This is a genomic window from Acidobacteriota bacterium (assembly GCA_003225175.1).
GTDB lineage: Bacteria > Acidobacteriota > Terriglobia > Terriglobales > Acidobacteriaceae > Gp1-AA112.
Genome location: QIBA01000030.1, coordinates 74,837 through 92,155, shown reverse-complemented (window position 1 = coordinate 92,155; position 17,319 = coordinate 74,837). Strand labels below are relative to the sequence as shown.

Here is a 17,319-nt window from a genome sequence, read left to right as displayed (position 1 = left end):
TCCTTTCCTATGCGGTATAGTGCCGCACGTTTCTCCCATCATGCATTAAGGCCCTTCATGTCTTCGTCCCAGGAGGACAGCATTATGGCAGCAGACTCTGGCCACGTTTTCCCGATTCCGCCTCATCTCACTCGTCACGGAGCCGTCGGCAAGCCTCGTCGTCCGGATGGCGATCCAGTTGCCGAATTGAAGCAGATTACGCGATTTGAGCCCATTCCCAATCCTGCACCGCAACAATTAGCAGTTCCGTTCAGTGTCTTTGATCCCGCTAGGAGCAAGGCAGCCGAGTCGGCAGGGAAGCTTGTGTTTCACTGTGTCGGCGATGTCGGGGGAGTTAATGGCGCGGCAACGCAACAGGCGATCGCCGACGCCATGGAAGAGCAGCTAACAACAGCGAAGGCGGCAGATAAGCCCGCGTTCTTCTATGTTCTCGGGGACTTGGTCTACTTCAACGGGCAGCAACGGCTGTACAAACAAGAGTTCTATGAGCCCTATCAGTACTATCGAGCTCTGATTTTTGCCATTCCGGGAAATCACGATGGCGATACACACGTTCGTAAGGGAGACGAACCCGATACGGAGCCTTCCCTTTTCGGTTTCTTCCAAAACTTTTGCGATTCGGCTCCGCGCCATGCGAGTCCATACCGGATGTCGATGACCCAGCCATATCCGTACTGGACTCTGGAAGCTCCATTCGTCAGCATTATCGGCCTGTATTCGAATGTTGAAGGAAGTTTGGACGCCAGAGGACGCAGCGATCAGCAATTCTTTCTAGAGGCACAACTCAAGGCTGCAGCAAAGGACAAGAGGCTGCTAGTAACAGTGCATCATCCGCCGTATTCGCTGGACTCGGCTCATGGCGGTTGTCCCGATATTCTGAATGCTCTGGAGCGCGCCTTCCAGGCGAGTGGTCGTACTCCGGATGCTGTGCTTTCAGGGCACGTCCACAATTACCAACGATTTTCTGTAGGTAGCAGCAAGCTTCCATACATCGTCGCCGGAGCCGGTGGTTATGCCCACGACGCTCGCAGCATGCACAAGGTGCAAAAAAATCTTCGGGCAAAAACCAAGGATAAGGCCAAACCAAAGCCGATCCAGACTACGTTAGAGGGTGTCGTTCTCGAAACCTATCACGACGAGGAGCCTGGCTTTCTGCGCATCACTGTGAGCAAGAGGTCGATCGATTTTGAGTATTACCTTGTTCCTTTTGATGACAGTCCTGTCACTTTGTTCGACACTTTCAGCGTCTAGGAATTCAGAACAAAAGCGTGCTCCAGTCAAAGTTGGAGCACCCTTTTTCGAGGTTCGACCGCCCAAGTTTGGATGCCGATAAAATTAAGTAGTGAGCTCCTTCGGCAGACTCTTAATCGGCCTTGGTGGGTTGCTGATCGTGATCGGTTTGTGCGTTCTCCTGGCTGGACGCACAGGAATTCCGCTTGGACGGTTGCCGGGTGACATCAATTATCGCGGCAAGAACACGGTGTTTTTCTTTCCCATTACGACGTGCATTGTCCTGAGCATTGTATTGAGTCTGGTGATCTGGATCGTGAATAGGTTTATCCGATGATGATGATCATTTCATCAGGGAGGCACCGAGACACAGAAAAAAGCAGCAGCAAACCGCAAAGGAACACGAGACCTTGGGCCATTTATGTTCTTTTGTAGTTTCTTTCGGATTTGGTTTTCTCTGTGCGGCAGTGTCTCCGTAGTGAAATAAGATTTCGTCCATGTCGACGCTTGAACAACTCGGCTTCACCTTCCAGCCACAGCGACGCATCTTTAGCGTTCGCGATCTGGTTGGAATGGTACGAATTGCGGTCGAGCGCGAGTACACCGACATCTGGATTGGAGGCGAGATCTCGAACTACCGCCCAGCGGAATCCGGACACCTCTACTTCACGCTCAAAGATGGCGAGGCTCAACTTCGTGTAGTGATGTTTCGCACCCAGGCACGCTTGCTGCGATTTCGTCCAGACAACGGCATGGAGATCCTCGCTCGGGGACGGGTTACGGTCTACGAGAGTCGCGGCGAACTGCAGCTGATAGCTGAATATCTTGAGCCGAAGGGCGCAGGTGCGCTGCAGATCGCGTTCGAACACCTGAAGGCGAAGCTCGCAGCTGAGGGCCTATTCGATCAGTCACGCAAGAAGCCGATTCCCACTCTGCCCCGCTGTATTGGCGTAGTCACTTCTCCGCGAGGGGCTGCGATTCACGACATGCTGAACGTCCTACGCAGACGCCATGCTTCGGCTCGGCTGCTGATTTATCCGGCACAGGTTCAAGGAGAGGCGGCGCCGAGTGAAGTAGCGTCCGGCATCCGTTGGTTCAATCGATCTCGCAAGGTAAATGTAATCGTGGTTGCACGCGGTGGCGGCTCACTTGAGGATCTCGCAGCATTTAATGACGAGCGGCTTGCTCGTGTAATCGCGGCATCTGAAGTGCCCGTAATTTCCGCAGTCGGGCATGAGACCGATTTCACCATCGCAGATTTTGTCGCCGATCTGCGTGCCGCGACTCCCTCCGCAGCGGCGGAGCTGGTGATTTCAGCAACAAAACATCTCGAGGAGCAGATCAGTTCGCTGGCGCGGAGGCTGGAGCATGGAATTCGTTATCGACTGATCCTCAAGCGTCAACGATTTCAGGAACTCGGCGAACATCGTGCCGTGTTGCGAGTTACGGATGCGATTCGCCGGCGGGAACAGCGTCTGGATGATCTCTCCGTACGGCTGTTCGCCTCGGAGACGGATGTGCTGCGCAGTTATCGCCGTCGTTTGGATTTGGCCGCGGTTCGCGTGCGCCATCACGATCTTCGTCGCCTCTTCCAAGGCATGCAGAAGAGTTTGCGCACAATCGATGCCCAGCTCCCACGCGCGATGCGTTTGGCTTTATTCAGTCGGCGCGCGCGCTGGGAACAGTTGGCTGCGCGTCTTGATTCCCTCTCACCGCTCAAAATCCTCGAGCGCGGTTATGCGGTTGTTTTCGACCAGTCTGGCAGGCCTGTCGTCGACTCGTCTCGCATTGTGTCTGGAGAGGAATTGAAAGTGCGCTTGGCCAAGGGAAGCCTCGAGGCCCGCGTGCTGAAAACTTCCACGTAGATATGGTGCATCGCAGCTAATTGAGCCAATTACAATACCGGCATGAATAAGATGATCGTCTCGAACCTGGTGCACCGGCCCATTCGGTCGCTGATCAGCATCTTTGCGATTGCGATCGAGGTGACGCTCATGCTTGTGATCGTCGGCCTCATGTTCGGCATGCTCAACGACAACAAGGAGCGACAGGCCGGCATTGGGGCTGATGCATTCGTACGTCCGCCAGGCTCCTCCGCGATTATGAGTGCGAGTGGCGCCCCTGCCTCGGTGAAGATTGCAGACATCCTCAGCAAACTTCCCCATGTAACAGCAGTTGCTCCAGTGCTGCTCCAGGCGGTCACTGGGGGAAGCATTGAGACGATTTATGGTATCAATTTGGCGACGTGGAACAAATTGGGATCGCCTTTTCGGTACCTTTCTGGTGGACCATTTCAAGGGCAAGACGACATCATTGTGGACGACTACTTTGCGAACTCAGCTCATTTAAAAGTTGGCGGTAAGACCACAGTTTTAGCGCACGATTTCCGAGTTTCGGGAATCGTGGAACACGGTAAAGGCGGACGTAAATTCCTTCCACTCGCAACTCTGCAGGAGCTTACAGGGGCTCAAGGCAAGGCATCGATTTTCTATGTGAGGCTTGATGATCCAAAGAAGAACTATGGCGAGTTCAAAGAGGACGTCGCGAAAGTTCCGGGAATGAGCAAGTATGTCGTGACCTCTACGGAGGAGTGGTTGAGCTTGGTGACACCTGAACGTTTGCCGGGGTTCTCCATTACCGTCAGAGTTGTGATCGGGATCGCGGTCTGCATCGGCTTCATTGTGATCTTTCAGTCGATGTACACCGCAGTCATGGAACGAACGCGCGAAATCGGGATTCTTAAATCGCTTGGAGCCTCAAAGGCATACATCGTGAACGTCATCGTTCGCGAGACAGTCATTCTTGCGATTGCTGGCATTCTCCTAGGCATTTTCATCAGCTATGCGACACAGTCAGCACTGCTCGCAAGGTTCCCAACTATTCGTGTGCAAGTAGGAGCCGAGAGCTGGGTATGGAAATCATCTATTATCGCAATAGTCGGCGCTATGATCGGAGCACTCTATCCTGCATTCAAGGCGGCCCAAAAAGACCCAATCGACGCTCTGGCTTATGAATAGCTAGGAGCGAGTGGATCTGACGAGAAAGTAAGCCGGCCACTCTTCTGCTACAATCCCCTCCGCTTTTCAACAGCATCCTCCCGCGGAGGTCTGTCATGCAGATGCTAGCCAGGTTGGCTCTTATAGCTTTTCTTGTCGCAACGCTATCGTCAATCACTGGCTGCGGTTATCACAACGACAAGGAAAAGTATTATTTAGTTGCAGTTAACGTTCAGCTGCCTTATTGGCAAGCTGCGGCGTCAGGCATTCGTCGTGGGACCCATGAAATGGGCGTACAGAGCCAATTCTCAGGTCCCGACAGCTATGACGCACAGGCCGAGGTGCAAGCCTTTCGACAAGCTGTGGCGGCTAAGCCGGCAGGCATTCTTGTCTCCCCCGCCGATCCTAAGCTCATGGCTCCCGAGATCGATCGAGCCATTGAGCAAGGTGTGGCAGTGATCACCGTAGATTCCGACGCGCCATTGAGCAAGCGACTGTTCTATGTCGGCACGAACAATTTGGCCGCCGGCGAATTGGGCGCGCGCGTTGCCATCAGGAAAACCAACGGAAAAGGGAACTTCATCGTCTTCACCATGCCGGGGCAGGCCAATCTCGATGAACGCCTGGATGGTTACCGCAAAGCCTTTGCCGCGCATCCGGAGATGAAGATCGTTCAGGTGGTCGATATCCATGGCCAGCCCACATCGGCCTTCGATGCTGCCGAGGTCTCATTGGGGAAGAAGGGAGCCGACAAAATTGAGGGATATTTGTGCCTGGAAGCTTCCGCCGGCAAAGAAGTAGCGGAGGTGATGCGCCGATATAAAGCCACAGATCGCGTGATTGTGGCTTTCGACACCGATCAGGAGACGCTAGATGCGGTACGCGATGGCACCATCGCCGCAACGATCGCGCAGAAGCCCGCAACGATGACCTACATCGGAACCATGATGCTCGACAATATCCATCACAATCTGAAGGAATCGATTAATCGATATTGGGTTAATGATCCCTACGCTCCCGTTCCGGCATACGTGGACACTGGAGTTACACTCATCGACCAAAGCAATCTGGACGATTTCATCAAGGCACGCGATGCAGCTGCCAGCAATAAGTAAGAGCTAGAGATTAGGAAAGGTCTGCAGGAAGCATGTTGCAGTGGTCGAACTCGACCGCTATGCCTGTGGCCGCGCCGCGTGGAAAACGCTCGACACGAACGATGACGCCATCGCATTCCATCCGAATGTTTTTTCCGAACGCAGCGAGCACGAATTGTAGCGAAATCTTCGATCCTTCGCGCGCGTCAAGTTCCGCATAGAAAAATGCACCTGAGGTGCTGAGATCACGCATAATCGCGAGCCTGTCGCAACAGTCCATCGATGGGCAACTCACTGACGCAGGCACCGTGAGATGTACCCGCGATACTTTCCGAGCTTCGTCAATCATCGAGCGCATAATGTCGATTGCTCGCTGACTGCGCTCGGCCACCGGTCCCTCCACGATCATGCCCGGCCTGAGTGCATTTGTGGTGCCAGCTATTAAGTAGCTGATTTCATTGAAAATCAAGCCGCCTTCGTGGAAGAAATGTGAGAACTTTTTGCGCACCTTAGCCTTGAAGTAAGGTGAAATCTTCCTCGTTGCGGCGGCGCAAGGAGTTTCACATTGCGGGAATCTGCTCAGAGATTTCAGACCACCATGCGTCGAATGAAGCCAGCGCGCGCTGACACTGCAGCCGGTGCCGTTCCCTCTTGTCGCGAATCTGACGACGTGTGACATCGTCACATGGCGGGAGGAGATCGAAGGTTATGTTTGCTGGCTGGAAATTTTTGGCATCGGCATTGCAAATGTAGCGGATCAGCGATCCTAGCGCAGTGTCGCGAGGTGGAGGAACTGGCTGCTCGCCACCCACAAGCGTTGCAGCATGGATTCCGGCCAACAGCCCAGCTGCGATGGACTCGGTGTATCCCTCTACACCGCATATCTGTCCCGCAAAAAGAACATTGGGATGCGACTTCATCTGCAAGGTTTCGCGCAAGAGCGTCGGAGCATTCAAGTAAGTATTGCGATGAATTTGCCCGTAGCGCAGAAATTTCGCATTTTCGAGTCCCGGAATCAGCCGAAGAACTCGCGCCTGCTCAGCAAGCTTCAGGTGATTCTGAAATCCGACAAGATTGTAAGAGTTCGCGCGAAGATTTTCGCTGCGAAGCTGAACCACCGCGTACGGAATTTTGCCGCTGCGTGGGTCTCTAAGCCCCACAGGTTTCATGGGGCCGAAGCGCAACGTGTCGCGTCCACGACGGGCGAGCTCTTCGATGGGAAGACAACCTTCAAAGTAGTTGAGTTTTTCCCATTCTGGTCCTTCAACCGATTGGGCAGCCAGCAGCGCATCATAGAAGCAGTCATATTCTTGTTTCGTGAACGGACAATTGATGTAGTCTGCCGTGCCTTTGTCGTAGCGGGCTGCGAGATAGACACGCGAGTGATCGATTGACTCAGCCTCCACCACGGGACTGATCGAGTCATAGAAATACAGGTGCGAGCTTCCGGTTAACCGAGCGATCTCATCCGACAGCGCGTCAGAAGTGAGCGGTCCAGTCGCTACAATCGTGGCTCCCTCAGTCTCGTCAATCTTCGTAACCTCTTTCCGTCGCACCTCGATCAAGGCTTCTGCAGCGATGACTTCCATGATGCGCCGCGAGAACTCCTGACGATCGACGGCAAGAGCATGTCCCGCCGGCACAGCGCTGGCATCGGCACACTGCAGCAGGAGGGATCCAGCGCGGCGCATCTCCTGTTTTAGTAGCCAGGGAGCCGTATTCTCACTCTCGCTCTTGAGTGAATTTGAACAAACCAGCTCGCCGAAATCCGCGGTCCGGTGAGCGGGAGTGCTCCGGACCGGGCGCATCTCGTAAAGCGTTGATTTCACCCCCCGCCGCGCGCACTGCCACGCAGCTTCGCAGCCAGCCAGACCGGCGCCGATGATGGCAACGGAGGATTTCATCGCGTTAGTTGAATTCTAGTGAAAAGGAGAGGATTGCGCAGGCGAGGAGGCACCCAGCATTCAGCACTCGGTATTCAGCCCTTCAACTGCGCGCACACACGGGAGTATTACGAAAATCGAGACGCTGGACGTCTGTAGTGCTGATCAATTAATTGTCCCTTCCGGCAGAAAAACGTGAGTACCCGGTCAAAGAGCTGTACAGAAACGATTCACTGTTACTCACTGTTCCTAAAACCCGAATTCCCGTCATTTCGGGAGAAACTGCTAACAACGCAGTTAGTTCTTAAGAATTGCACTGTACTTTTCACTGCTCAGGGGTACCTGAGTAGCCTCGAATGTTGAGTGGCGTGAATCCTGGTGCAGACGGCTGATTGCATCCTTCAGAATAACGCCGGTGTGATCTTCATGCTCATGTCAACTGCTTGCGGGGAGTGCGTCAGAGCGCCCACGGAGATATAGTCAACTCCAGTCTCGGCATAGCTGCGCACATTCTGAAGGGTCATGCCTCCCGAGGCTTCAAGGGGAATGCGACGAGTGTGATTGGCGACGCGTTCGACTGCTTTGCGAACAGAGGCAGGATCCATGTTATCGAGAAGGATGGCTTCCGCTCCATTGGCCAGCGCCTCTTCGAGTTCCTCGAGGGTGCGAACTTCGATTTCGATGGGCTGCGACCCTACGCGCGCTTCATGTGCCCGCTTCAGGACGCGCTCGATTCCTCCCCCGAGCGAGATGTGATTGTTCTTGATCAGCACGCCGTCTGAAAGATCCAGCCTGTGATTGTGGCCGCCGCCACACCGGACTCCGTATTTATCGAGAAGGCGTAATCCTGGAACGGTCTTTCGGGTATCGAGAATGCGTGTCTTCGTTCCTGCAATTGCGTCCACGTATCGTCGAGTGGTGGTCGCGATGCCGCTCATGCGCTGCAGGAGATTCAGGATCACCCGCTCACAGGAGAGGATTACGCGTGCGTTATGGCGAATGACTGCCACGGCCTGACGGTCATGCAGCCGGACTCCGTCGAATATCTCTGGATGGCTGATTACTTCGTGATGTCCGACTACTGATTTGTCGAGGGTGCTGTAGATCTCGAGAATGCGATTCACTATGCCAAGGCCGGAGAGGATGCAGTCCTGTTTGGCGTGAATCGTAGCCGTAGCTCGCATGCGGGGGTCAATGCATGCCTGAGTTGTGGCATCGCGCGTGGCACGATCTTCGAGGAGAGCTCGCTCGAGAATTTCAGTGATGCGCCGACTGTGCCAGTCCAATGTGCAGTCTCAGAAGAAGAATGGTAGACGCGTAGCGCCAAGAAATTTTACAGTACGACCACCACAGGAATGAGTCAACGCTGAGTATCCAACTAGTGTCGCGGGGAAGATGGCTACAATTGCAGGCTCTTCAGGTAGTCCCGGAACTGAGGATTCAGCTCCGGACGCTTCAGCGCGAACTCGACGGTAGCTTTCAGGAAGCCAAGCTTGTCGCCTGCGTCGTGACGGCGCCCTTCATAACGGTAACCGAAGATCTTTTCCTGCTTGAGCAACAAGCGCATCGCGTCAGTTAACTGCAGCTCCCCACCAGTTCCGAGTGGAGTGCTGTCCAGCACCTCAAAGATCGCCGGAGTCAGGATGTAGCGACCGATGATCGCTAGATTCGAAGGGGCGTCGGCGAGCTTAGGTTTTTCGACCATATTGCGCACTTCGTACAAGCGGTCGTTTCCCTGAACTGGACTTGCATCAATCACACCATACGAGGAGATCGCTGGACCATCCACCTGCTGCGTCGCTATGATGCTCGATTGTGTCTGGTCGAATTGATCGATCATCTGCTTCAGGCAGGGTGGGTTGGCGTCGATTACATCGTCGGCGAGCAGCACTGCGAATGGTTCGTTTCCGACGAGTTCACGAGCCATTAGCACAGCATGCCCTAGTCCCATGGCTTCTTTTTGTCGCACGTAGGCGACGTGAATCATGTCTGAAATCTGCCGCACGATGGTAAGCAGATCAGTTTTTTTGCGCTCCTCGAGCATCTTCTCGAGTTCGTAACTGACGTCGAAGTGGTCCTCGATGGCGCTCTTGCCCCGGCCCGTGACGATGATGATCTGATCGCAGCCCGCCGCAAGCGCCTCTTCCACTCCGTACTGGATGATTGGCTTGTCGACAATGGGCAGCATCTCCTTAGGCTGAGCCTTTGTCGCGGGCAAGAATCGTGTGCCCAAACCTGCAGCGGGAAATACTGCTTTCCGTACCCTCATTGCCATTCGTGGTGTCCTGTGCGCAGGCGGCGCGATAACTTTGATGACGTAAGACGATTACAGGGAGCTGAGACGAAAACTCTGAATTATAGATGAGCGGTCGCGGTAGACGCGTGGAGAGCGCTAGGCGACTTTAGCGGGTTCGCCTGCGAGTTGCTGTAGCAAGGACGTGATCTGGAAGAGTGCGAGTTCCGCGTCTGTTGATTTCAGCGTGAATTTTAGGAGCCCTCCCGGCGAAAATTGTGCTCCCTTCGTGGAGGCGACAAACTGAGCCAGACGGGTCGGGTCCACATTCGCCTGCTCGGAAAAACGAATCTGTACTACATCCCGTTTACGATCAATTCCGACAACCCCAATGCGTTCGCTCAGGAGTTTCAGCGCCGCCGCATCGAGCAGATTGCTGACGGGTCCCGGCAATGGTCCATAGCGGTCCTCGAGTTCCGCGCGCACGTCGGCGAGTTGATCTTCATTCTCTACTCCGGCGATGCGCTTGTACATGCGCAGGCGCTGATTCTCCTCCTGAATGTATTCGTTGGGCAGGCGAAGATTGAGAGAAAGGTTCAATTGCGTGCTAACACGCTCTGGTAGATCCTCGCCTTTGAGTTCCCGAACGGTGCGCTCGAGAAGAGTTGTGTACATCTCGAAACCCACGGCTTCGATTTGTCCGCTCTGCTCTCCGCCTAGAAGGTTGCCGGCGCCGCGCAGCTCCAAGTCGAGTGCGGCGATCTTGAAGCCGGCTCCGAGATCTGAAAACTCCTTCAACGCAGCCAAACGGCGCCGCGCGACGGGAGTAAGCTCCTGCTCCCCCGGAATCAACAGATAGGCATAGGCACGACGATTGGAGCGCCCTACACGCCCGCGTAACTGATAAAGCTCCGAGAGGCCATGCCGATCGGCTCGATTGATAAGAATGGTGTTGCAGAGTGGAATGTCGAGCCCATTCTCGATGATGGTTGTAGCTACCAAGATGTCAGATTCGTGCCGCATGAAGGCGAGCATCACCTTCTCCAATTCTCCTTCAGACATTTGACCGTGACCGACGATCACGCGTCCACGTGGCACGAGTTCCTGAATCTTGGCAGCGATTTCATAGATACTCTCCACCCGGTTGTGGACGAAGTAGACTTGACCTCCGCGTTCGAGTTCGTTTTCGATGGCCGTGCGAATCAGCTTTTCATCGAACGGAGCGACGACGGTTTGAATCGCCATGCGGTCTTTGGGCGGAGTTTCAATTACGCTCATGTCGCGCAACCCAACCAGCGACATGTGCAGCGTGCGTGGAATCGGGGTTGCCGACATAGTGAGGACGTCCACCTCTTTCTTCAACTGCTTGAGGCGTTCCTTGTGACGGACGCCGAAGCGTTGCTCTTCGTCGACGATCAGAAGTCCCAAATCAGGAAACTTGATGTCCTTTGAGAGAAGGCGATGCGTCCCGATGAGGATGTCGATCTTTCCCTGTTCGACTTTCTCGACGATATCCTTTTGCTGCTTCGTAGTGCGAAAGCGGCTGATCATCTCGATCATGATCGGGAATGCTGCGAACCGACGCTTGAAAGTCTCGTAATGTTGGAAGGCCAGAACCGTTGTCGGCGCGAGCACAGCAACTTGCCGGTTATCCTGCACCGCCTTGAAGGTGGCGCGCATAGCGACTTCAGTCTTGCCGTAACCGACGTCGCCGCAGAGCAAACGGTCCATTGGCATGGTGGATTCCATGTCCTGCTTAATGTCGGCGATGGCGGAGACTTGATCGTCAGTTTCGTTGTAATCGAACGCGTCTTCGAACTCGCGCTGCCACTGCGTGTCCACGGGGTAGGCATGGCCGTGCGCCATTTTGCGTTGTGCGTAGAGCTTAAGCAGCTCGTCGGCCATGTCGCGCATGGCCTTCTTCACGCGTGCTTTCGTCTTTGCCCATTGGGTGCCACCAAGGCGGCTCAGAGGAGGTCTGGCACCCTCAGTCGAACGATATTTCTGAATCAGGTCGAGGCGGGTCAGCGGAACGTAAAGCTTCGCTGCTTCAGCGAACTCGAGAAGCATGAACTCGCCGACGGTGTCGCCCTGGGCAAGTTCTTTCAAACCTTGATATTGCGCGATGCCGTGCTCCACGTGAACCACATAATCCCCGGCAACGAGATCGCGGAAATCAGAGAGGAAGGCAGAAACTTTCGACTTCTGCCGGAGAGGCTGCGAAACCACTAAGTCGGAATCGTCAAAGAGATCGTGAGCGCCAAATAGAACCAGGTTTGCATCGGCAATCTCCATGCCTGCCGGCAACACCGCTTTCACAATCGTCGTCGTACTCATCTCGCCGGCAAAGAAGGAGGTTTCGTCCAGGTAGCTCTCACTGCCGGGCGACGGAACGCGGCTACCTAGCCGAAACGGGAGCGAATATTCCGTGAAGACGTCTGCGAGCCGCTCGACTTCTCCCATATTGGGAGCGGCAAAGATTACGCGACGGCCTTCTGCGGTCAGCCTTTTAACTTCGTCCACCATAGCCCGAATTGAGCCGTGGAATCGCGTAGTCGGACGCGAGTGGAAGGTGAATTCCTCGTGCGTGGCATCATCTCCCGCATCAGCAATTCCGAGGCGCTCGATGTCGATGCCTGGAGCTCGCTGCAGACGTTCACGCCACTCCTCAGGGGAGAAATAGATCTCCTCCGGCCGCACCAGTGTTCCGACGCCGCTGCGCTCATGGCGATCTTTGACCTTGTTCCACCATTCCTCCTGCTTGGCCAAGACTGCTGAAGGTTCATCGACAATCGCCAGCGCGTTGGGCAGGAGATCAAAGAGATGTTGTCCTGAACCGGCGACAGGCGCGTAGAACTCCCAGCCGGGAAACACCGTCACTCCTGTGGCAGCGATCGCTTGTTCGAGCTCAGATTCGCTCCCGCTCAGTCGCTTTCCTGAGAGCCGCGAATGGATCACGCCAAGAACGCGCTCGTTTACTGGCGTTTCCGTGAGCGGCAGGAGGACGACTTCATCGACCGGCGCAGCGGATCGTTGTGTGCCGGGATCGAATTTCCGGATCGTCTCGACTTCATCGCCGAAGAATTCAATGCGCAAGGGACGATCCGCCTCGGGCGGATAAGCGTCGAGAATCCCGCCACGCAGCGCAAACTCCCCCGGCATGTCGACGGCATCGGCAGAGTTATAGCCGATTGTGCGGAGATGCTCGATTAACGGATCGATATCGATTGTCTCACCGCGCCGCACAATGCGAGCCAGGTCCGCATAAAACTCAGCGGAATTCAAGCGCATCGACGCCGCCTCTAGCGGCACAACGATGATTGAAGCCGCACCGGTCGCAATCTTCCAGAGTACCGAAGCCCGTTCTTCCTGAATTTCCGGATGAGGAGAAAGGTTCTCGAACGGCAGGACGTCGTGTGCAGGCAGCTTGAGAATTGCCTTGGGACTTAGAGCGCCGGTGAGCTCTGCCATGGACTGCAAGGCCGGCAACATCTCTTCCGCCGCGCGATTGCTCTCCACAATGACAATGAGCGGAGCCCCAGCCGCTGCTGATACCAAGGGAAGGTGTAGAGCCTTGGCAGAGTTGGTGAGCCCAGAGACACCACGCCGCCCCGCACGACTCTTCAGGTGGGATGTCGTACGCCGGAAGGCCTGGGACTTTTCAACGTCCGCAAGCAACTCGCGGACAAAGGGCAAGACCATGGAGAAATTGATTTTATCAGCCGGGGATTTTTCTCAATCGGGTGATCGGGCCATCGGGTGAAGGGAAAACAGGCTTTCGGCGTAGGCTCTTGGCGTTCGGCCGGTACGCCTTACCTGAACAATAAACCGCGACAGGCCGAAAGCCGATAGCCGATAGCCGAACGCCGAGAGCCGATTAGCGAAGCTGCTCGCGACGTATACACTGTGTCCCGTGAACCTCGCCTTCTTCGGCGGTACGTTCGATCCTGTTCATCGTGGACACATCGCTGTCGCCGAGAGCGCGACGAAGCAGTTCGAACTTGGCAAGGTACTGTTCGTTCCGGCCGAGTTGCCGCCTCATAAGCAAGATCACGCGCTTACTCCGTTTGCGCACCGAATGGCCATGGTTGCACTGGCCACGCAGGGGCATTCAACCTTCATTCCCTCTGACTTCGAGGCGCGTCTCTTTAGAGAGACCGGTAAGCCCAATTTCTCGCTCGAAACGGTTCGTCGGCTCAAGAGCACTCTGAAGAAAGCGGACAAGCTGTACTTCCTCGTTGGCATCGATGCATTTCTAACCGTTGCCAATTGGCATCGCGCGGTGGAGCTGCTCAAAGAATGCGAGTTCATCGTTGCGAATCGCCCCGGATATTCTCTCGGCGACATAGCTGGCGCGCTTCCGGAGCAACTTCGGCCTAAGCCTGAAGTTCTGGAAACCGCGAATAAGGCAGGCGATGGGCTGGCGCCTTCAGGCGCCCTGATGGCGTTCTCTGGCGTCACTCTGCGTCTGCTTGGGGATGTCTCTGAGCGCGTGTCCTCCACGCAATTGCGCGCTGCCGCTGCTTCCTCGGGCAGGAGACTTGAGGCATATGTTGGAGACGCTGTCGCCGAATACATCCGCAAGATTCGGCTTTACCGTTCCACTGCCACTCCTGACAGTGCAGGCGCCGCCACGCCTGCGCCTAATGTTGAAAAGAAATCACGGCGCTGAAATGTCCCACAGTCTAGAATCGAGTACAGGAAAACCTCGACAACGGAGAAGAATCCAACCACAGGAATGAATGCCCAGATCCGAAGCCAGGTAGTGTCTGCCGTTCAGGCTTGCGAAGAGAAAAAAGGGGAGGACATCAGCATCCTCGAAATGGACAAAAATTCATCGGCATTCACCGACTACTTCCTCATTTGCACGGGAAGGAATCCACGGCAAATTCAAGCGATCGCAGATGAAGTGGAGCTGCGCCTCAAGAAGTCTGGCGTGCCTGCTAATCAGGTGGAAGGCTACAACCAGGCCGACTGGATCCTGATCGACTATCTGGATTTTGTTGTCCACATTTTTTCGGAGGCTTCGCGCAAGTTCTACGATTTGGAGCGGCTCTGGAAGTCGGCGCGCAAAGTAACAATCGCCGATTTGAAGAAGCCCGCTGCCACTCCGCGCTCTGCTAAGTTCAGTCGAACGAAGGCTCCGGCAAAAGTCGGATCCCGGACCCACGGCGCCGGCGCTCCAAAGTCGGCCAGAGTTACGGCACATCGTCGCAAGTCGTCTTGATGAAGCCGAAGCCAGCCAACGCACTCACACGCTTCTCCGATCGCGTGGGTGACTACATTAAGTACCGGCCAGGATATCCTCCCGAAGTACTTCGTGTGCTTAAGGAGAGCTGTGGACTAAGTTCCAATTCGGTCATAGCCGATATCGGTTCCGGGCCAGGCAACCTCGCTCGGCTATTCCTCGAGAATGGGAATGAAATCTTCGCCGTGGAACCGAACGCGGAAATGCGCAATGCCGGCCAACAGCTTCTCGGACATCACCGCCAGTATCACAGTATTGACGGCTCAGCCGAAGACACACATCTGGCCAGTAGCTCTGTTTCATTCGTTACGGCAGCACAGTCATTCCACTGGTTTGATTGGCCGCGCGCAAAAGTCGAGTTTGTGAGAGTTCTCCAGCCCGGCGGTTGGGTCGTGCTGCTTTGGAACGATCGACGCTTCGAGTCGAGTCCCTTTCAACGCGACTATGAACAGCTCCTTCTTCAATTCGGAACAGACTATGCTCAAGTAAAGACGCAGGGACGGAATGCCGTTGAGGTGATCTCTGACTTCTTCTCTGGCCGCTTCGAGAAGGTCTGCCTCGACAGTTCGCAATTCTTTGACTTCGAAGCCCTCAAAGGGCGGGTGCTCTCGGCCTCATACGCTCCGAAATCCGATCATCCTAATTACGCTGTCATGCTGGCTGAGCTGGAAAGAATCTTCCGCAAGCACGAACAAAGCGCTGTCGTGGCATTTGAGTACGACACCAACATCTATTTTGGACAGCTGAAATGAAGCTGCGCGTCCTGTGGATCGCGCCGAAGTCACGCAGCAAAGAACCGGCTTACGATGCTCTCACTCGGGAGTATGCGAGCCGCATTTCCAAGTATCAATCGATCGAAGCTTCAGACTTGCACAACGAAAGCTCTCTACTCAAGCTGCTCGAACAATCCGCTGGTCGTACAAAGCCTCTGCTGGTACTGCTTGATAATCGCGGTAAGGATATCACTTCGGAACAATTCGCCGACTTCATCGAATCCCAGCACTCCGCCGATGTACAGCAATTGATCTTCGCGATCGGCCCAGCCGATGGATTCAGCGATGCAGCCCGCCGGGCTGCGAGTCGGATTCTCTCATTCGGCAAAATGACACTTCCCCACGAACTCGCACGCGTTGTCTTGCTGGAGCAAATCTACCGGGCATTTACAATTATCCGGAAGCATCCATACCACTGTGGGCATTCGTCCATTTCACGAGGACTCATATCTCCTAAATGAATGACGTCCGCCGCGGTCTCATCATCGTCAACACTGGTTCCGGAAAGGGAAAGACGACCGCCGCCATCGGTACGGCGCTTCGTGCTGTCGGCAATGGGATGAAGATTCTCATGCTGCAGTTCCTGAAAGGATCATGGCATTACGGTGAACTCGACGCCGTGAAGGCCTTTGGGAACAACTTCATCATGAAGCAGCTTGGGCGTGGATTCGTGAAAGTCGGCGGGGCCGAGACTGATCCCGAAGATATCCGCATGGTGGAAGAAGCGTGGGAAGAGAGCCGCAAGGAGATCCTTTCAGGTAATTGGGATCTGGTAATCCTCGACGAAATTAACTACGCCATCAGCTATGGCATGCTGGATCCCGAGAAGGTCGTTGAGATGCTAAAGCAGAAACCTGAAATGGTTCATGTAATCTTGACCGGGCGCAACGCGCATCCGAAAATCGTTGAGGTTGCCGATACGGTCACCGAGATGCGCCAGGTAAAGCACGCATACGAAGCTGGTATTCTCGCGCAAAGGGGAATTGAATACTAGATGACATGGTTTAGGCGGGAAAGTTCAGAACTTGACCCATCGGGCGAAAAGCGCGTCCGCACCGAAGGCCTGTGGGAGAAGTGCGAGGGATGCCGGCAGATCATCTGGAAGAAGGACCTGGACGCTAACCTGAACGTCTGCCCAAAGTGCCAGTATCATTTCCGGCTTGATGCGCGCACGCGCTTGGCAACACTGCTCGATAACAGCGAGTGGGAAGAAACAGAGACGAACCTCAGCTCCACCGATCCTCTCAAATTCGTCGACACCAAGGCTTACAAAGATCGGCTTGCGAAAGCGCAGAAAGAAACCGAGATTTCAGATGCAATCATCAACGCCGAAGGCACGCTTGAGGGCAAACCGGTAATCGCCAGCGCGATGGAGTACCGCTTCATTGGTGGAAGCATGGGAGCAGTTGTCGGCGAAGCCATTACCCGGGCAATCGAGCGCGCCATTGAAAAGCGAAAACCTCTCATCGTGATTTCAGCATCGGGTGGCGCACGCATGATGGAGGGAGTTGGCTCGCTCATGCAAATGGCGAAGATCTCGGCCGCCCTAGCCAAGCTCGACGATGCCGGCCTGCCCTACATTTCAGTGCTCACCGATCCGACGACCGGAGGAGTAACGGCATCCTACGCAATGCTAGGAGACTTGAACGTCGCAGAGCCGGGAGCCCTCATCGGCTTCGCAGGGCCACGAGTAATCGAGCAGACTATCCGCCAGAAGTTGCCCGAAGGATTTCAACGCAGCGAATTCCTGCTGGAGCACGGAATGCTCGACGCGGTAGTCCACCGCAAGGACTTGAAACCATATTTGTCGCGCGCATTGTCCTTCATGGGACACATGAACTGAAGAAATATTCGCGTTTTCA

The 17,319-nt window shown here is 55.0% G+C and carries 16 protein-coding genes; 11 read left to right on the top strand and 5 right to left on the bottom strand.

The window, feature by feature from the left end:
• Window positions 1-9 precede the first annotated feature (9 nt).
• From DMG62_02685 to DMG62_02665, 5 genes are all read left to right on the top strand, one after another.
• Window positions 10-1,251, top strand: a complete 1,242-nt coding sequence (locus DMG62_02685) for a hypothetical protein (protein ID PYY24493.1) — start codon at window positions 10-12, stop codon at window positions 1,249-1,251.
• 91 nt (window positions 1,252-1,342) lie between these two features.
• Window positions 1,343-1,567, top strand: a complete 225-nt coding sequence (locus DMG62_02680) for a DUF2905 domain-containing protein (protein PYY24492.1) — start codon at window positions 1,343-1,345, stop codon at window positions 1,565-1,567.
• A 160-nt stretch (window positions 1,568-1,727) separates the two neighbouring features.
• Window positions 1,728-3,095 (top strand): exodeoxyribonuclease VII large subunit, encoded by a 1,368-nt coding sequence (locus DMG62_02675; protein PYY24491.1) that lies wholly within the window; start codon window positions 1,728-1,730, stop codon window positions 3,093-3,095.
• A gap of 42 nt (window positions 3,096-3,137) precedes the next feature.
• A complete protein-coding gene (locus DMG62_02670; GenBank protein ID PYY24490.1) occupies window positions 3,138-4,247 on the top strand; it encodes an ABC transporter permease in 1,110 nt (369 codons plus the stop codon).
• A 95-nt stretch (window positions 4,248-4,342) separates the two neighbouring features.
• A complete protein-coding gene (locus tag DMG62_02665) occupies window positions 4,343-5,341 on the top strand; it encodes a sugar ABC transporter substrate-binding protein (protein ID PYY24489.1) in 999 nt (332 codons plus the stop codon).
• Window positions 5,342-5,351: 10 nt separating this feature from the next.
• On the opposite strand, the gene DMG62_02660 is transcribed toward DMG62_02665, so the two are convergent.
• From DMG62_02660 to mfd, 5 genes are all read right to left on the bottom strand, one after another.
• Window positions 5,352-5,999, bottom strand: coding sequence for a hypothetical protein (locus DMG62_02660; GenBank protein ID PYY24488.1), 648 nt, complete (start codon window positions 5,997-5,999; stop codon window positions 5,352-5,354).
• Window positions 5,881-7,224 carry a methylenetetrahydrofolate--tRNA-(uracil(54)-C(5))-methyltransferase (FADH(2)-oxidizing) TrmFO gene (gid, locus tag DMG62_02655; GenBank protein PYY24487.1) on the bottom strand — a complete coding sequence of 448 codons (1,344 nt, stop codon included), beginning with the start codon at window positions 7,222-7,224 and terminating at the stop codon, window positions 5,881-5,883. Before gid ends, DMG62_02660 begins: the two co-directional genes overlap by 119 nt.
• 380 nt (window positions 7,225-7,604) lie before the next feature.
• Window positions 7,605-8,489, bottom strand: coding sequence for a carboxylating nicotinate-nucleotide diphosphorylase (nadC, locus tag DMG62_02650; GenBank protein PYY24486.1), 885 nt, complete (start codon window positions 8,487-8,489; stop codon window positions 7,605-7,607).
• 113 nt (window positions 8,490-8,602) lie between these two features.
• Window positions 8,603-9,478: a UTP--glucose-1-phosphate uridylyltransferase gene (gene galU / locus DMG62_02645; GenBank protein PYY24485.1), complete on the bottom strand. Its 876-nt coding sequence runs from the start codon at window positions 9,476-9,478 to the stop codon at window positions 8,603-8,605.
• A 117-nt stretch (window positions 9,479-9,595) separates the two neighbouring features.
• Window positions 9,596-13,138, bottom strand: a complete 3,543-nt coding sequence (gene mfd / locus DMG62_02640) for a transcription-repair coupling factor (GenBank protein PYY24484.1) — start codon at window positions 13,136-13,138, stop codon at window positions 9,596-9,598.
• 184 nt (window positions 13,139-13,322) lie between these two features.
• Here mfd and nadD point away from each other — a divergent pair, with 184 nt between their 5' ends.
• The 6 genes from nadD (at window position 13,323) to DMG62_02610 (ending at window position 17,300) form a co-directional block, all read left to right on the top strand.
• Complete coding sequence (gene nadD / locus DMG62_02635) at window positions 13,323-14,108, top strand: nicotinate (nicotinamide) nucleotide adenylyltransferase (protein ID PYY24483.1); 786 nt, start codon at window positions 13,323-13,325, stop codon at window positions 14,106-14,108.
• Between the two features lie 66 nt (window positions 14,109-14,174).
• Window positions 14,175-14,663, top strand: coding sequence for a ribosome silencing factor (gene rsfS / locus DMG62_02630; GenBank protein ID PYY24482.1), 489 nt, complete (start codon window positions 14,175-14,177; stop codon window positions 14,661-14,663).
• Window positions 14,663-15,436, top strand: coding sequence for an SAM-dependent methyltransferase (locus DMG62_02625; GenBank protein PYY24481.1), 774 nt, complete (start codon window positions 14,663-14,665; stop codon window positions 15,434-15,436). Before rsfS ends, DMG62_02625 begins: the two co-directional genes overlap by 1 nt.
• Window positions 15,433-15,918, top strand: coding sequence for an rRNA methyltransferase (locus tag DMG62_02620; protein ID PYY24480.1), 486 nt, complete (start codon window positions 15,433-15,435; stop codon window positions 15,916-15,918). Before DMG62_02625 ends, DMG62_02620 begins: the two co-directional genes overlap by 4 nt.
• A complete protein-coding gene (gene cobO, locus DMG62_02615) occupies window positions 15,915-16,451 on the top strand; it encodes a cob(I)yrinic acid a,c-diamide adenosyltransferase (GenBank protein ID PYY24479.1) in 537 nt (178 codons plus the stop codon). Before DMG62_02620 ends, cobO begins: the two co-directional genes overlap by 4 nt.
• Window positions 16,452-17,300 (top strand): acetyl-CoA carboxylase carboxyl transferase subunit beta, encoded by an 849-nt coding sequence (locus DMG62_02610; GenBank protein ID PYY24478.1) that lies wholly within the window; start codon window positions 16,452-16,454, stop codon window positions 17,298-17,300.
• The last annotated feature ends 19 nt before the right edge of the window (window positions 17,301-17,319 follow it).

Coding starts and splice junctions, on each gene's coding strand:
- DMG62_02660 (PYY24488.1), bottom strand. CDS start 5,999: ATGTCACACGTCGTCAGATTCGCGACAAGAGGGAACGGCACCGGCTGC.
- mfd (PYY24484.1), bottom strand. CDS start 13,138: ATGGTCTTGCCCTTTGTCCGCGAGTTGCTTGCGGACGTTGAAAAGTCC.
- DMG62_02665 (PYY24489.1), top strand. CDS start 4,343: ATGCAGATGCTAGCCAGGTTGGCTCTTATAGCTTTTCTTGTCGCAACG.
- DMG62_02625 (PYY24481.1), top strand. CDS start 14,663: ATGAAGCCGAAGCCAGCCAACGCACTCACACGCTTCTCCGATCGCGTG.
- rsfS (PYY24482.1), top strand. CDS start 14,175: ATGAATGCCCAGATCCGAAGCCAGGTAGTGTCTGCCGTTCAGGCTTGC.
- cobO (PYY24479.1), top strand. CDS start 15,915: ATGAATGACGTCCGCCGCGGTCTCATCATCGTCAACACTGGTTCCGGA.
- DMG62_02685 (PYY24493.1), top strand. CDS start 10: ATGCGGTATAGTGCCGCACGTTTCTCCCATCATGCATTAAGGCCCTTC.
- galU (PYY24485.1), bottom strand. CDS start 9,478: ATGGCAATGAGGGTACGGAAAGCAGTATTTCCCGCTGCAGGTTTGGGC.
- DMG62_02610 (PYY24478.1), top strand. CDS start 16,452: ATGACATGGTTTAGGCGGGAAAGTTCAGAACTTGACCCATCGGGCGAA.
- DMG62_02675 (PYY24491.1), top strand. CDS start 1,728: ATGTCGACGCTTGAACAACTCGGCTTCACCTTCCAGCCACAGCGACGC.
- gid (PYY24487.1), bottom strand. CDS start 7,224: ATGAAATCCTCCGTTGCCATCATCGGCGCCGGTCTGGCTGGCTGCGAA.
- DMG62_02620 (PYY24480.1), top strand. CDS start 15,433: ATGAAGCTGCGCGTCCTGTGGATCGCGCCGAAGTCACGCAGCAAAGAA.
- DMG62_02670 (PYY24490.1), top strand. CDS start 3,138: ATGAATAAGATGATCGTCTCGAACCTGGTGCACCGGCCCATTCGGTCG.